This window comes from Candidatus Zixiibacteriota bacterium, assembly GCA_021159005.1.
Lineage (GTDB): Bacteria > Zixibacteria > MSB-5A5 > UBA10806 > 4484-95 > JAGGSN01.
This window is the reverse complement of record JAGGSN010000191.1, coordinates 1-15,611: the sequence shown is the minus strand read 5'-3', so window position 1 is coordinate 15,611 and position 15,611 is coordinate 1. Positions and strand designations below refer to the sequence as shown.

Annotated in this window: 14 protein-coding genes; 9 read left to right on the top strand and 5 right to left on the bottom strand. The window is 42.7% G+C overall.

The window, feature by feature from the left end; translation table 11 throughout:
- The 5 genes from J7K40_12095 to J7K40_12075 all read right to left on the bottom strand — a co-directional run.
- The coding region (locus J7K40_12095) for a hypothetical protein (protein ID MCD6163138.1) at positions 1-1,390 on the bottom strand (1,390 nt) is incomplete at its 3' end.
- Between the two features lie 31 nt (positions 1,391-1,421).
- On the bottom strand, positions 1,422-2,486 hold the full coding sequence (locus tag J7K40_12090) for a PorV/PorQ family protein (GenBank protein ID MCD6163137.1): 1,065 nt from the start codon (positions 2,484-2,486) through the stop codon (positions 1,422-1,424).
- A gap of 14 nt (positions 2,487-2,500) precedes the next feature.
- Positions 2,501-4,366, bottom strand: a complete 1,866-nt coding sequence (locus J7K40_12085; protein ID MCD6163136.1) for a hypothetical protein — start codon at positions 4,364-4,366, stop codon at positions 2,501-2,503.
- A 62-nt stretch (positions 4,367-4,428) separates the two neighbouring features.
- A complete protein-coding gene (locus J7K40_12080; protein ID MCD6163135.1) occupies positions 4,429-7,608 on the bottom strand; it encodes a TonB-dependent receptor in 3,180 nt (1,059 codons plus the stop codon).
- A gap of 304 nt (positions 7,609-7,912) precedes the next feature.
- Positions 7,913-8,893 (bottom strand): deoxyhypusine synthase family protein, encoded by a 981-nt coding sequence (locus tag J7K40_12075; GenBank protein MCD6163134.1) that lies wholly within the window; start codon positions 8,891-8,893, stop codon positions 7,913-7,915.
- Between the two features lie 218 nt (positions 8,894-9,111).
- Between J7K40_12075 and J7K40_12070 the strand changes: the two genes are divergently transcribed.
- The 9 genes from J7K40_12070 (at position 9,112) to J7K40_12030 (ending at position 15,515) form a co-directional block, all read left to right on the top strand.
- On the top strand, positions 9,112-9,369 hold the full coding sequence (locus tag J7K40_12070) for a hypothetical protein (protein ID MCD6163133.1): 258 nt from the start codon (positions 9,112-9,114) through the stop codon (positions 9,367-9,369).
- 150 nt (positions 9,370-9,519) lie between these two features.
- Positions 9,520-9,996, top strand: a complete 477-nt coding sequence (locus J7K40_12065) for an acyl-CoA thioesterase (protein ID MCD6163132.1) — start codon at positions 9,520-9,522, stop codon at positions 9,994-9,996.
- Positions 9,993-11,390 carry a dihydrolipoyl dehydrogenase gene (gene lpdA, locus J7K40_12060; protein MCD6163131.1) on the top strand — a complete coding sequence of 466 codons (1,398 nt, stop codon included), beginning with the start codon at positions 9,993-9,995 and terminating at the stop codon, positions 11,388-11,390. The genes J7K40_12065 and lpdA overlap by 4 nt, the downstream gene beginning before the upstream one ends.
- A 156-nt stretch (positions 11,391-11,546) precedes the next feature.
- A complete protein-coding gene (locus J7K40_12055) occupies positions 11,547-12,461 on the top strand; it encodes a macro domain-containing protein (GenBank protein ID MCD6163130.1) in 915 nt (304 codons plus the stop codon).
- An 11-nt stretch (positions 12,462-12,472) separates the two neighbouring features.
- Positions 12,473-13,408, top strand: coding sequence for a DUF4433 domain-containing protein (locus J7K40_12050; protein ID MCD6163129.1), 936 nt, complete (start codon positions 12,473-12,475; stop codon positions 13,406-13,408).
- A gap of 65 nt (positions 13,409-13,473) precedes the next feature.
- On the top strand, positions 13,474-14,259 hold the full coding sequence (locus tag J7K40_12045; protein MCD6163128.1) for a class I SAM-dependent methyltransferase: 786 nt from the start codon (positions 13,474-13,476) through the stop codon (positions 14,257-14,259).
- A gap of 23 nt (positions 14,260-14,282) precedes the next feature.
- Positions 14,283-14,732: a GNAT family acetyltransferase gene (locus J7K40_12040; GenBank protein MCD6163127.1), complete on the top strand. Its 450-nt coding sequence runs from the start codon at positions 14,283-14,285 to the stop codon at positions 14,730-14,732.
- 4 nt (positions 14,733-14,736) lie between these two features.
- Entirely contained in the window at positions 14,737-15,189 is a 453-nt protein-coding gene (locus J7K40_12035; protein ID MCD6163126.1) for a nuclear transport factor 2 family protein, read from the top strand.
- Positions 15,186-15,515 (top strand): hypothetical protein, encoded by a 330-nt coding sequence (locus J7K40_12030; protein ID MCD6163125.1) that lies wholly within the window; start codon positions 15,186-15,188, stop codon positions 15,513-15,515. Before J7K40_12035 ends, J7K40_12030 begins: the two co-directional genes overlap by 4 nt.
- The last annotated feature ends 96 nt before the right edge of the window (positions 15,516-15,611 follow it).

The window sequence follows — 15,611 nt, the reverse complement described above, 5'->3', positions numbered from 1 at the left end:
GCACATTGCCGCCGGCATTCAAATACGATAGAATCAAGGGGAACATAGAAGCATAGATTTCGAGGTCGCCATTATAACCGTTCATAATCATGACCATTGAACTGTAATGACCAAGGGTATCACCCGGCAGGACACCAGAACCAATATAGCAGGAGTCGAGAGTAGGTGTGCTTGAATAATTCTGCCCGCTAAAGGCATCCCAAAAATCTATCTCATGTTCTCCATACGGCGCATCAGCGTTATAGTAATCGTAAGCCTCAGCTCCATACGCGCCAAAGTGTATGCCATTCACTAAAAGGATTCCCCTATCACCAGTTAAGCCGCCTATGCCAAAAGCAGTCGAATCGGATGTAACGTTTCCTCCAAGGTCTTTAGCCTCGAAGTAAAACGTGTGATCTCCTGATGTCAGTTCGGTTAGGCTTACTGTATTTGAGGCGCCCCAATTAGTAAAGGTATCACTATCTACTTTTGTCCGATAAGTTACGGTGCTGTAATACCAATTGGCATCACCATTCCAAGTAGCGGCAATATCAACAGAGGTTCCACCCTCGGGCAGAAAGTAGTAGGCATTTGGAATAGGTCCGGAAACTATTTCAAGATCCGGATAAAGCGTATCCACTACCATAACACTAACTGCGGCAGGCGAGGGGTCAACTGCGCCGAAATGGTCATAAGACCTGAAATAAATCGTATGAGGACCGTTGCTAAAATCGCTGGAATCGGTATCCACTTCTACTGTACCCGTAAGGATATCTGCGGCAACCTTAACCCAGGTCCCATCATCGATTTTGTATTCAATAGAATCAACAGCGGCGTCTATATCACTACCCTGTACTGAAAAATGTATGCCGCGTCCGCAAAGTCCGCCATCAAGCGGGCTTATTATTCTAGTATCCGGAGCATAGTTAAAATCACGAATACGGTCTATCGAGATTATTTCTTTGGCCGGTGTGGGATCATATGCCAGGTCATTATCTTGGGCTTTCACCTCAAAGACATATGATTTCTCAAAAGTTAAGTAATTCAGCCTTAGCGCAGTTGTAAGACCACGGGTTATTTGCCATGCAGATGAAATATTGATTGTGTCTATAGCAAGAGTATCGCCTATCGTATTTATATCATACTCATATCGATACAAGCTATCGCCCTCATCTCCTATAATACGCCAGTAGTACCAATATATCTGGCCGTCGATATCGCTTGCCGACCAGTTAATTGTAGCATTGTAGTAGGTGGCAGAATCAGGGGCTAATTCAATCTGGTAGCCCTTTACAAATGTTTGCGGCGGTATGTTCTCATCAGGGTCAGTACCCTTCTCAGCGCAATTAACCGCCAGGAGAAGCGATAAAGCTACCAGGCTAAATATTTTTAGACCTAGTTTATTTTTCATTTTCACTTATTTTCCTCCATTTTTGCGGTCATTAAAAAGCCAAACTAGTTGACAGCCGGTGAACATTAGACAACAAACCCATATCATTCCAAGCATAATCCAGCGAGAACTTGCCGCTGGCTGAAAATGGAAGCACAAGACCGACGCCGGCTGTGAAACCACCCTCATCCATATTCATTTTGTATCCGGCGCGAAATGCTATCATCTCCTGGAACCAGTATTCGCCGCCAAATTGATAACGTTCTATGTTATCTGATGGATGAACCACTTCAGCGACAAAAGTTGCTTTTGATGACTCGGTTTCATAAACATTCATTGCTAAACCGGCTCTGAATGTGAGCGGAATCGGCGTTGGTTTCTGCTTCAAGTCCTCGCCGTCAAGGTCATAGCCGTCAATAACGCCATCGCCATTGTCGTCATCCTGACTCTCGCCATCAAGGAGATCCTCATCAACTCGGCCATCACCATCATCATCAACCTTGAATGTTACATCAGGGCCAAAGTTCATGATTGCCATACCGATGCGGATTGACTTGAAACCGGTTTCATAGTAGGTGCCAATATCAACCGCCCAGCTATCGATATCCCAGTAATCAATTTTTTCATGAAGGTATTTAGCTGTTGCGCCAAAGGCAAACTTATCGGTGAGATATTTGCCTATAGTCATGCCAACGCTATAATCTTCATAAGCAAAAGTGCCGGAGAAATCGCCGTCCGAGTCATATTCGGTTATACGATTCATCTTGCCGGTATTCAATAACGTGCTTGAAAAAGTCAGAGTTCCGGTTCCCATAAGCGGCAAATTAGCATTTTTAGCAATAGCAAAAGAGTAAAGGTTAATATCAGCAGGCCATTTTGTATATCCGGCAAAGAAGTCGCCGCTTTCAATGTTGGCAGTTCCTGCTGGATTCCAGAATACTGAGGAGGCATCATCAGCTATGGCTGTATATGCCTCGCCCATAGCTAAAGCCCGTCCGCCTACACCGATATCAAGGAACTTAAGTCCCACTGTCCCGACTTTGGCAAACTCGGCATTAGCTGGAATAGCGGTGGCTGCCAGAGCAGCTGCCGCCAGTATAAGAATAATTTTTTTCATATCTTCATATCCTCCTATCGAACCACAGCAAATTTGCCAATGAAATCGTCTGTTCCCGGAGCCTCAACAACATACAGATACAAACCGGAGACAATGGTTTGCATATGATCAGTTATAAGGTCCCAGGATGCTGTTGTCTGCCAGCCAAGGTCGGCGTTGTCTGTATTTTCAATATTTTGGACAGTAGTAACCATATCGCCGGTCAAAGTATAAATCTTGACAGTGGAATTAGGCGGCAGGTTAACAAACAGTATTCTTTCGGTGGATGGATTATTTGTAGTAGGAGTAAAGCCGAAATTTGGCGCCGACTGGGCAACAAACGGGTTGGGAACAACATGTATGCCGGTTGCCTCGGCATTTGCGGTATTATTGTAAATACCCGGTTCGACTGTAAGTTTGGTTCCTTCCTTGCCTGATTCCAGCGACTCAATATTGTTAATCGGGTCTCCTCTGTCATAAGCCGTTACAGCGTAAGCGTATTGAAAGAAATTTATCACGTCGTAATCTGTGTATGAATGAACAAGGCCAGTATTGAATCCCATTTCGTTTACTAAATCACACTCCATAAGAAGCGACCAGCCGGTAGAGGTTTCTCTCCAGACGCGATAACCCTCAAAGTCTTGTTCGCCGCTATAAGGATCTATTGAAGCTTCAGATTCAACATCCCAATCGAGCTGAACAAAACCATCGCCGGGCACAAGAGTAAAGGCCGGAGGTATCGGCGCAGCAGGTCCAATCCAATTATGTTCGTAGAGGTAATCAGCCCATTCGAGGTTTTCACGCAAACCCTCTAATCCTTCACCAACACCAAAAGCATAGACTACACGAATTGAATCGTCTGCCGGTATTGAAAAGGGTCCGCATTTCTGGAAATATCGGTAGTCAAACGGCGATGGAGGCGGAGCCATAAACTCAGTTTTAATTAATTTTTCATACCAGTCTTTAAAACCGTTAGCTTCCGAAGGGTCGTTATTCCAATTCCACCAACCGTGTCCGGTTTGAATAGTTGTATCGCTGCTGGCTGCTCCGCTACGCGGTGGGGTAAACAGCAGGCGGCTGCCTATATAACCCGCAGACTCTTTAGGTGAACGGTGTCCGCCCAAATCATCGCCGGGAATATTAGGGTTGTCGCCATCGAACACATAGGAGATATACTCCTTGGCAACATCATCGCGGTAATAGCCGGGCAAATCATCAATACTCCACTGCTGATCGCCCGAGCCGCCTTCGGCCAAGGAAACATCAGCGTCGTTGTGAAAACCGACATAAAGCGAATCGATTACATCTCCGGATAGATTATATATCCAGTAATCATAGATGATAAAATCATCTCTATACGACTCGGACCAGGCATAGGTTTTCTGACGGATGCCAACGCCAACTTTGTAGGCTGCCGGCACAATAGAAGATTGGTCATCAATATAAAAATCGGTATCAAAAAGGCTTATGGCGTCTTCGTCAACGCCATATTTTTTAACTACAATATTTGTAGCCCTATCTTCAGCCAAGTGAATGATATGATCCTGATAACCTAAGCGCAGGCTGCCGAAATACAGATAGCTGTTATTTTGATAGACGGCAGGCGTTTTCCAGACCATTGAGGAATATGCCTGAGAATCATCGCCTATCAAGATGCTCCATTCCTGGGTGCCGGTGGCTTTAGTATAGGTTGAATTACCTATAAAGTTTTCTACCATTCCAACATTACATACTAACGTATCGCTTCCCTGGAACACTTTTCCCATTCCAGAGTAATACATCGGGTTTTGGGCAACTTGCTTATTCATTGCCATAAGATTTGGTCCTGATAGACCAAATATTAAAATGGCACAAAAAATAATCAAGCCAACTTTAATACCCGGTTTAAGGATTTTTCTCATTTTATGAAATTCCTCCATATCTTTTTTTCCAGACATTTATCCAATTTGATTTGGTCATAATCCTAAAATCTTGCCTCCATACCCACCAATATTCTGCGCGGGGCTGAATAAACACCCGGATCGGCAAATTGTCCGCCAGGTTCTCCATACAGATTATAACGTTTGACATCATAAGAATTTATAATGTCAGCGCGGTCGGTAACGTTTCTAATTTCACAGAATATCTTGGTTTGAAAAGTCTTATAAAGCTGAAAGCCTTTATCGAATCTCAAATCAAGTCTCCATGAGTACGGGAATGTTTCACCATTAATATCCGGCAGCGCTGGAGGAGGTGGGGTATTCGAAGAAGTATATGGCGTTCCCGAACCGTAGATCCAGAATACATCAATGCCCCAATCGCCAAGTATGTATCCCTTGTCTTTCGGGATGCGGTAATTAACATTGATTCTGGCTGTATGTCTTTGGTCGGAATCAAGCGGGTAGTCCTCGGTTCTGGGTTTAAGGTTGTTGTAATCATCCTGGAATGACTGGTAATCATCCGCAGCCCGACCGCGAGATATCTGGTAGGTATATGTTGCCACACCGGAAATGTTATTCCATGACCTCTGTGAAAACGTAAGTTCGAAACCTTTCATTCTTGCATAATCGCTATTACTGCGAACCCAGATTATGCCCGAAGTAGAGATTACTTTTTTATAGTTGGTCAGGTTTGAAACATCCTTGAAAAAGCCGGTTATAGCCAGTTTGAAAAAGTCATTGAATCCATGTTCAAGGCCTGCCTCATAGGCGACAGTCTTTTCCTCTTCAAGATTAGGATTGCCAACATATTTATAAGCGCCTCTGAGATCGTAACCATGATTCATATAGAAATAATCGAACATAGGCAGTTGGAAATAGTGGCCATAGGTTATATGAAGCACATCTTTCTCGGTGATAGGGTAGCTTACACCAACTCGCGGGGAAATCTGGCTCTTTGTTTTAGCGCTCACCGGACCTTTTAATCTTTTCTCAAGGTTGAATATATTGCCGATATTTTGCGTATCATGCTCATATTCAGGCAATAACGGATCAGAAAAATCGCTCGGCACAAAGGTATTCGGGTCGAAATAATCAAAACGCAATCCAATATTAAGAATCATGCCTTCGCTTTCCAGTTTATTCTGGATATAAGCGCCTAATTGCCATGGTTTAACATGGAAAATATCATTGTATGAATTGCCGCCGGAAGCTATTGAAGTATGTTCTTTATAAAGATCGAATTTCTTGTACTCAAAACCCATTTTAGCTAAATTGGCATCATTTATCTGGCTTGTGAAGTCGCCTTTGAATGAATATACTTTCTGACCGTCATCGGTTGTTCTGCGGCGTCCAAGGTTCATTGGATTGATCCAGAATTTTAGATATTCAATTTGACCGGGAGATAAGAACCTTTCTTCCAGCATCTCGCCGAATGAAAGCGGATTATTATCCCATGGGTCGAGAGTCCTGGCATCCCTTGAGGTTGTAAACCGCGAAAAGCTCAAATTGTAAAAGCTGCTCGGGCTAAGGTTGTTGGTGAATTTAATTGAAAATTCATCAGACCACGATTCGTTGCGGTACTGGCTTAATGACATATCATAACCTGTATAAGTGCGCGCCCAGCCCTGATTTTCCAAGCTGTCTATAGCGGCATTTACTGCGGTTGTCATTGATGTATCAAAGGGGATAGTATTGTTGTTAGCATCTACAGGAAAAGCATTAGCAGAGTCGGTAATCATGTCAAGATAATAGAAGAAGGCCGAATCAGCTTCATCGTTGGTTCTACCCTCAGCCACAATCCATCCATAAGGAGTGGTTTGATAAACCGTATCGACTCCTAATGGGGTTATTACATAATACTGCTGAAGGCTGTCGGCTGTAATAACCAAATCCGTATCAGGGTAATTTTCATGAAGCAGGTCATTCCAGTATTCGGCGACCTCAGCCAGAGTTTGCGGCCTTACATACTCGCCGTCGATGCTGTAATAAACGGGTCCGGAAAAATTAACTTCCTTTCCCCATGTGAGGTAAAGCAATTTGTCAAGACCGTTTGTGCCGCCATCCCGGAGCACAAAATCTGACTTAGAGGAAAGACCGGAAACGGTAATCTTTTTGGATGAACTTATGTTGTAAGTAAGTTTACCCTGAAGAGATTGAGTTTTACGCCAGTATCTGTAATCACGCGTATCGCGGTTGAAAGAATATGTTCCCGAGGTAAAGAAGGACATTTCACCGGGAATGCTAACTTTATCCAAAGGAATCGGGCCTCCGAAAGACCAGTCGTGCTGACGGAATTCAAAGAGTTTATTTCTTCGGTAATCATCAATATACGGATCGTTTGTCCATTCCCAGCTTTCAATTTCACCATCGGCATTATATGTCGGTTGTATCCTCAGCGGTATGCCATCCTCATCGTAAGTTCGTTCGCCAAGATAGTTATCCCTGCCAAGTATAACATCCAGCGAGGATTTGGTTTTGAATTTACCGCTGTAAGATTGTCCGCCATCCTTTGAGGCGATATTAATAACAGCAGACTGCACGCTTGGATACTCGGCTCCGAATCCGCCAGTTAAAACCTCGGCTTCCGCAATAGCTTCATCGGGGATGAATGTTGCCATGCCATGTTCGGTTCCGGAACCGACACCGGCACCTTGCGCCGCCCCCAAAGGATTGGTAAGATTAACTCCATCGAGAAGATAAACAACCTCACCGGTTCCACTACGGCTGCCGCGGAAAGAACCCAGCACGCTGCCGGCATTTACTGCAGCGCGGTTGAGGATACCGCTTACTACTGAGCTAGTAATTTCATCAGGTGTAATCCGTAAACGGGTTGACGTTACATCCTTTTCGATAATGGGGCGTTCGGCCTCAACCACGATCGCTCCCACATCTATTGCCTTGGTTGATAGTTCCAGTGCAAGATCGGTAGTCAAGTCGATTGAAACATCAACATTTTGAACCTCAAGCGGTCTATAGCCGATGAGATTAACTTTCAAGGTGTGTTTTCCGGGGGGAACATTAATTATAAAAAATTTCCCCTCAATATTTGAGGCAGCGCCAATGTTTGTTCCAGCGATTACTACATTGACACCGGGTAGAGGCTCACCGGTTTGCTCATCGGTAACTACTCCGGCAATCTTGCCGGTTGTTCCCGCAAGGGCAACACCAGCGAGCAAAGCTATCAGCAATATCACCGACAGCTTTTTAAATGGTTTTGCCAGCAAATTTATCCCTCCTTAGGGTTAGATGTTAAAAATTTTACTGTTTGCTAAAAAGATATTAATTGTTCAAATAATTTTCAATAAAACCTCCTTCATCTTAGATAAATAAAAAGAGCTTATCTTTTAATATTATCATCGGCTGCAAAACAACTTACCTAACCACAAAATTTTATCTAAGGATAGAAATTCTGTCAAGGAAAAAGTTGATTTATTTGCTTGGCCGAATGCCTATTACAATAATTAGAAAAATTGCGGATTCATTTAAGCAATATAATATTTTACCGCAGCTTATCACCTCGAATATCTACTATTTACCCAGCACATAGCCAAATATCAGCGGCGCCGCAATCGAGGCATCCGACTCAATAATAAAACGCGGGGTGTCGATGCCAAGCTTGCCCCAGGTGATTTTCTCATTAGGCACCGCCCCGCTGTATGAACCATAAGAGGTTGTGCTGTCGGATATCTGGGCGAAATAGCCCCAAAGACGGCAATCCTCTTTTAAATCCTGCTGGATTAGCGGCACAACACAAATAGCAAAATCGCCGGCAATACCGCCGCCTATCTGGAAAAAACCAATAGCGCTATCCTTTGTATTCTCACGATACCAGTTTACTAAAAGCTCCATCTGTTCGAGACCGCTTTTCAGGCAGTTGTACGAGCTTAGTTCTTCCCTGATTACATTTGCGACAAAGACATTGCCAAGCGTAGAATCCTCCCATCCGGGAGTGAATATGGGTATATTTTTTTCATATGCTGACAGAACCCATGAATTTTTAGGATCGATTTCGCAGATATCGTCCAATGCGCCGCTTTTTAAAAGCTGATATATATATTCATACGGAAAATATCGCTCGTGTGCCTTGTCCGCTTTTTGCCAGAGCTTGAGAAGCTTGCGTTCGATTCGCCGCATCGCCTCTTCTTCGGGGATACAGGTATCGGTAACTCGGTTCATTTTCTTTTTAAGGAGTTCAAGCTCTTGTTGTGCGGATAATGTGCGATAATGCGGCACACGTTTATAGTGGCTATGAGCTACCAGGTTGAATATATCCTCTTCGAGATTAGCGGCGGTTGCACAGATGCCATGGACTTTGTCCTTGCGAATCATCTCAGCTAACGAGATACCTATCTCGCCGGTGCTCATAGCTCCGGCCAATGTTAGCAACATCTTGCCGCCTTTGTCAAGATGTCCGACCCAGGCTTGAGCCGCCTCAACAATTACTGCGGCGTTGAAATGTTTATAGTGTATTTTTATAAAATCACGGATTGGATTGTTGGTTTTCCCCATGCTTTTGCCTCGACTAATTTGCCTGTTGATTTTTACCTATCAATTATTTATTTTGATAATAAGATAATTGTTGAAGTTCATTAATGCAAGACTTAGAAAGAGATTAATTGACATGAAACCAAGCAGAATTACGGCAGCTTTAGGAATCGTTCTTAATAGTCATAGGGATTTACATGATGATAAAATCTGTAAGTATGGGCGGGATAATACCGGTTATTATCGGCGGAGCGCTTTTATATCTTGCTTGTAGTTCCGGACGCGCTGCCGCTTTGGTTTTCGGACATGCTTGCATAGCAGTTGGAGCATACTTGATAACCTGGGGCATTTTACTTTTGCCGCATTCCGAGCCAACGTTTGCTCATGTTTTTGGCCGTCCCTTATTTTGGGGGATTTTTTCTATGATGGGCGGAATATGCGCGATTTTTCACGGTTTCTGCAGATGTGTAACTAAGCAGGCAGAGAATTTTGAAAGTTAATCTTGATTATATCAATAAGCTATTCCATAAAGAGTTGACTTCATTATTAATCTCATATTAAGTTAAGCGTATAGTAAAAATATTAGCCAGCAGACATCCTAAATCGATGCTGTAAATTTGAGAATAACAGAATTTTTCTTGGGAGGATATATGCCCGACTTAAAACCCAAATCGCCTTCAGAATCACAAGTTGAAATGACCGAGATGGTGCTTCCCAATGACGCCAATGTTCTTGGTAATGTCTTAGGCGGTCGGGTCATGCACTGGATAGACCTGGCGGGAGCGATAGCGGCGCACAGGCATTGCAATTCAATCTGCGTTACTGCCTCTATCGACGGTTTGTCATTTCTTAACCCTATCAAAGTTGGCCAATTGGCTCATCTGACAGCTAAGGTTGTCTTCACCGGCAGCACCTCGCTGGTTACCAAAGTCGAGGTGTTTTCCGAGGATATGGATACCGGCGATAACAAAAAGACCTCCGAGGCATTCCTGGCGTTTGTAAGTCTTGATAAAAACGGCAAACCGCAGACTGTGCCCCCTTTGCTTGTTCAGACCGATGAGGAAAAGGTAAATTGCGAAAAAGCCCTAACGTTTAAAAAAGAGCGAAAAAATCGGGAGAAAAGATGACTGAGAAATTTGAGCTAATTGTTATTGGCGCTGGTCCCGGCGGCTATGTTGCGGCTATCAGGGCTGCCCAACTTGGTATAAAAACAGCCATTGTAGAAAAAGAATATCTTGGCGGTGTCTGTTTGAATTGGGGTTGCATCCCCTCGAAAGCCTTGCTGTATGTTGCCGAACTGAAACGGACTATCGAGGGCGCCAAACGGCTTGGCCTTACCGCCGATAATATCGAAATCGATATCGAGAAATTGAAAAAACACAAGAACGACACTATCAAACGTCTTACCGGCGGAGTGAAAATCCTGCTTGAGAAAGCTGGTGTAAAAATTATTAGCGGGCAAGCCTCGTTTGTTTCCCAAAATGAAATCGAAGTGTTAAACAGCAATGGCAAGCAAAAACTGCAATCTGATTATTTCATCATTGCCGCAGGCGCTTCCCCGATAGAGCTTCCGTTTATCAAAACCGATGGCAAAGCAGTTGTGGATGCGCGCTGTGCTATCGACCTGCCGTTTGTGCCTGAAAATATGGGAGTTATAGGCGCCGGGCCGATTGGTTTGGAGATGGCAACGGTTTACAATACTCTTGGTTCGAAAGTAACGATAATCGAACTGCTGGATTCGGTTCTGCCTATGCTGGATGCCGACCTTTGCTCTGCCTCCGAAAGGGCGCTTAAAAAGCAGGGGATGACGATATTAACATCGTCCAAAGTTGCCTCCGCAAGTGTAAGCGGCGGCCAGGTTAAAGTTGAGGCGGAAACACCCGGCGGCAGGAAAGATTTTGAATTCGATATGCTGCTAATCTCGGCAGGTATGAAACCCAACTCGGCCGGACTTAATCTGGAAAAAGTCGGCATTAAGACCGATTCCCGCGGTTTTATAGGTATCGATAGCCGGATGAGAACAAATATATCGAATATTTTCGCTATCGGCGATGTTGCCGGCGGAATACTATTAGCGCATAAAGCCTCGCATGAGGGAATAATAGCGGCGGAGAATGCTGCCGGTTTGGCTCATAGCGCCGATTGGAAAGCGGTGCCTTATGCGGTATTCACCGACCCGGAAATCGCCGGCATCGGGCTTACCGAGAAAGAGGCGAACGAATCCGGCAGGAATATTAAAATTGGCAAATTTCCTTATCGCGCAACTGGCAAGGCGGTTGCCACATTAGCCGGGGAGGGTTTCACGAAAGTTATTGCCGATGCTGATACCGATGCCGTGCTGGGCATACATATATTCGGGCCGCATGCCGGCGATATAATCTTTGCCGGCACGACATTAATGGAACTTGACGGCACCACTGAGGATTTGGGAAAGATAATGGCAGTCCATCCGACATTATCCGAGGCGATGATGGAGGCGGGTTTGCAGGCTAATAAGAAGGCGATACATGTTGTTAATTAGGATTTGGAAAATCCACTTTAGTTTTAAAAATAATAGCAACTTGGTTGCAGCTTGTTATTAAAAATATAGAGAAATTACTTGAAAAATGATGAAAATTAGTGAATATTAGACATTGTAGTATTAATATTAAATGCAGTTTAGTAATGGTTGCATAAAATGTATATAGAAGTTGATGAAAACATATTTGAATCTCCTGCTCAGACATTAGTAAATACAGTTAATACTGTCGGAGCGATGGGAAAAGGTTTAGCTAAGGAATTTAAGCGACTATTTCCTGAGATGTTTAAAGAATATCAAAAACGATGTGAAAATAGAAAAACTAATATTGGCTCTTTGTGGTTATATAGAACACCGAACAAGTGGGTTCTAAACTTCCCTACTAAAAAACATTGGAGACAACCATCAAATATTTCTTACGTCGAGGAAGGTCTCAAGTCGTTTGTAAAAAGCTACAGCCGCGCTAGAATTAATTCTATTGCTTTCCCAAAATTGGGATGCGGCAATGGAGAGTTAGATTGGAATGATGTAAGTCCTTTAATGAAGAGATATTTATACAAATTACCTATCGATATTTATGTGCATATTACCGAGAAGCCATTAATTCCAGAGCATAAAGATATTAAAGAAATGCGCAAATGGTTAATGAACGAACCTTCAGCATATTCTTTCAATTCTTTAAAAACTGATTTGATTGATTTACTGCAAGATAAAAATAGATTTGCTATCTCTAACAATGAGGAGTTTTTTGCCAGCAAAATTAATGAAGGAATTGAAATAGATTTTGAAAATAATAAATCAATTTTGCAATGGGAAGGTGATAACACTGGATTTGGTTTATTAGAATTATGGCAATTTGTTCGCGATAAAAAAATGTGCAGGATAACAGATATAAAAGAATTAGGAATAGATAATCCTGATAGTGTTTTGGCTCTATTATCTAAGCTGCCAATCTTCAAGCCATTAAAGATAATTAGTAATGGTGGAATACAAGCAATTCAGCTTGAACACACAATAGATGATTTAACGCTTTTTGATAATTGCTCGGATGAAAGCGAAATAAAATCCCTCTAAATTCATAAGAGATTATTATTAGCAGTATTCAAGAAATCATTAATCAGTGGTCTGCAAAAGTTGAACCATCTTGGTGGTCAAAATATCTATTCCATTATTCTGATATTGACAATGTAATTAAAATACTTAATGAAGGATATTTATACTCTCGCAATCTTGCTAAAAATAAAAATTTGTTGACTATTGATAGCGCTCGTCAGGATGTTATTCAAAACACTGATGATTGGGTACATGATTATGCAAGATTATATTTCAGACCTAAAACGCCAGCATTACATAATATTGAAGGATTTTGCCCCGAAGGTATTTGTTCACCTAAATATAAAGCCCATTGCCCAATCCCAATTTATTTAGTATTTGATTCTGTTAAAGTGCTTTCAATGACTGATATTAAATTTAGCGATGAAAGTCTTGCCGGTTCTAATTGTGAAGTTTATGATAATGTAATCAATCTCGAATATCTTCCGTTTGAAAAAATTTATCACAATTTTCCTGTAAGCGAATTAGAAAAGAGAAATATAGTATATCACAGGCATGCTGAGGTAGTTGTACCGTTATATTTGCCATTAGAAAATAATCTATCGTTTATCGTATGTCGATCTGAGGCAGAAAGAGAAACTTTAAATACTTTATTAGATTATAATATAAGACAAAAATATATAAATAAAATAAAAGCGTCCCCTTTATGTTGTTTCTGTAAGAGGCAATTTATTTCAAAAGTTATTCTTAATAGCGATACTATAGAAATCAAATATAATAGGGTTTTATTAGCTCCTTTCAATTATGAATATGTTATTGAATATAAAGATGGAAAAAAAAGCATGATATTTTTTAATAATCCAGTTCCTAAATTTAAACTAAATCATTTAAGTGATAATTATACTTTTAAGATTCTTATTGATAATCACATAGCATATTGCGGGGAGTTTGTTGCTTTACCGTTTTGATAGCATAGCAATTTGTTGTAAGACCGTGATTATAATGAGCTTGTTTATTGACTTGGATACAGACCATGCCCGCTAACTGGATAGACATCCCGCAAATATCATTCAATGCCCTGCTTCTGCTCGAACGGGTTCAGCTTAGCTGGCTGCCGAAATGGGGAATGCCCGAAACCGAACTGGCTATTGCCCTGCAGGCCAACCCGGCTGTCGAATGGTATATGCGCAGCAAATGCCCCGAAACAAATGGCTGGCTTGATAAAGTGATGATAGACGACAAACATCCAAGCAACCCGGATGTTATCCGTCAGGCGGAAATATCCGTTTTACAATCAATCGATGACCTTATCGTATATGCAGTCAATCCCGATGCCTATGACAAATTAGCTTTTCATGGCTGGGACTCAGGCGAGCTTCTGTCAATCGCTGATTTTAACGGCAAAACCGTAATCGATATTGGCGCCGGTACAGGACGTCTTGCATTCATAGCCGCGCGGTTGTGCCGGACTCTGTTCGCTGTCGAACCTGTTGACAATCTGCGGGCGTTTATCAAAGATAAAGCGGCAAGACTCGGTTTAAGCAATGTTTACTGCATCGATGGGCTTATCGCTGATATCCCATTCCCCGACCGGTTTGCTGATATTACTATGTGCGCTCATGTTTTCGGCGATGAGCCTGCGGAAGAATACCGCGAAATGATGCGGGCAACAAAACCCGGCGGGATGATTATTCTCTGCCCGGGCAACAATGACATTGATAACGAAAGACATCAATTCCTGATAGAAAAGGGTTTCGAATGGTCAAGCTTTGAGGAGCCGGGAAATGGCATCAAACGAAAATACTGGAAAACAATGTAATTGTTTTATATAATTCTGACACAATGAAAATACGAGCATACCAAGAATCAGATGAAAAAGATGTAGTCAAACTCTGGCAAGAAGCATTTCCCGATTCGCCGGCTTGGAATGACCCTGTTTTGGATATTAAAAGGAAATTGGCTGTCCAGCGAGAGCTGTTTTTAGTGGCTGAAATCGAATCTAATATAGTCGGGACGGCTATGGCTGGGTTTGATGGTCATCGTGGCTGGGTCTATTATGTCGCAGTCAGACGGCAATATCGACGGCATGGTATCGGCAAAGCCTTAATGCGTTCGGCGGAGGAAAAACTTGCCCTTATCGGCTGCCCAAAATTAAACCTTCAGGTGCGCTCGACAAATCATGAAGTTATAGCTTTTTATAAGGAACTTGGCTATAATGTTGAGGAACGCATAAGCCTGAGCAAACGCCTGAGCAATCAATCAGACAATATACAAGAATATGAGAAAGGATAGTTAAATGAAATCGTACAAATCCGTTATTGGGATAATGCTTCTGGTTATACTAATTCAGGGATGCCAAACCACGGTTGATGTTGATAAGGAAAAGGAAGCATTGCTTCAAGCCGACAGGGATTTTTCAAAGCTTTCCGAGGAAATAGGCGCCTTGAAGGCATTTAGTCAATATCTTACGGAAGATGCCGTTCAATTACCAACCCGGTCATACCCGATTGTTGGCAGAGAGGCTATTTATAAAAGCATGGATGTTCCCGGTAGTAATTATGTAATGAAATGGGAGCCGCAAAGTGCCGAAGCAGCCAAATCCGGAGATTTTGGCTACACCTGGGGTTTTTATACAGTCATCCAGCCCGATTCAACCGGTGAGGAGAGAACCAGCTACGGCAAATACTTCAATGTTTGGAAAAAACAGGAAGATGGGTCATGGAAAGTTGCTGTTGGTATGGGTAATTGATTTTTTTTGTAGAAAAATTCTATATCCTGACAGGCACGCCGGGACGCTTTACATATAATGGCAACGAGTATAATGACACATACGATTTTGACCTGCATTATTACGGAGCGCGCTTTATGGACCCATCCTTAGGGCGATTTATAACCGTCGACCCGGTGAAGGATTTCCTCAATCCCTACAGCTATGTCGGCAGCAATCCAAGTAGCCCACTTCCGCTTGAGGCGGGAGTGGGCTGCCTCATTATATATGCTCTGGCGTCAGGATGTCGTATCCGCCTAAGGCGGACCATCCTGACGCATCCTCAAAAGGCATCCCAATCCTGCTGAAATGTCGGGTTTTTCCCTCTGGTCGGAACCCGACCTACTGCTGCTGAATAATTCATTTTCAGGAATCTTCACGTTTAAACTCCTGTATTTTGATAC

Coding starts and splice junctions, on each gene's coding strand:
- J7K40_12090 (MCD6163137.1), bottom strand. CDS start 2,486: ATGAAAAAAATTATTCTTATACTGGCGGCAGCTGCTCTGGCAGCCACC.
- J7K40_12085 (MCD6163136.1), bottom strand. CDS start 4,366: ATGAGAAAAATCCTTAAACCGGGTATTAAAGTTGGCTTGATTATTTTT.
- J7K40_12075 (MCD6163134.1), bottom strand. CDS start 8,893: ATGGGGAAAACCAACAATCCAATCCGTGATTTTATAAAAATACACTAT.
- J7K40_12065 (MCD6163132.1), top strand. CDS start 9,520: ATGCCCGACTTAAAACCCAAATCGCCTTCAGAATCACAAGTTGAAATG.
- lpdA (MCD6163131.1), top strand. CDS start 9,993: ATGACTGAGAAATTTGAGCTAATTGTTATTGGCGCTGGTCCCGGCGGC.
- J7K40_12055 (MCD6163130.1), top strand. CDS start 11,547: ATGTATATAGAAGTTGATGAAAACATATTTGAATCTCCTGCTCAGACA.
- J7K40_12045 (MCD6163128.1), top strand. CDS start 13,474: ATGCCCGCTAACTGGATAGACATCCCGCAAATATCATTCAATGCCCTG.
- J7K40_12040 (MCD6163127.1), top strand. CDS start 14,283: ATGAAAATACGAGCATACCAAGAATCAGATGAAAAAGATGTAGTCAAA.
- J7K40_12035 (MCD6163126.1), top strand. CDS start 14,737: ATGAAATCGTACAAATCCGTTATTGGGATAATGCTTCTGGTTATACTA.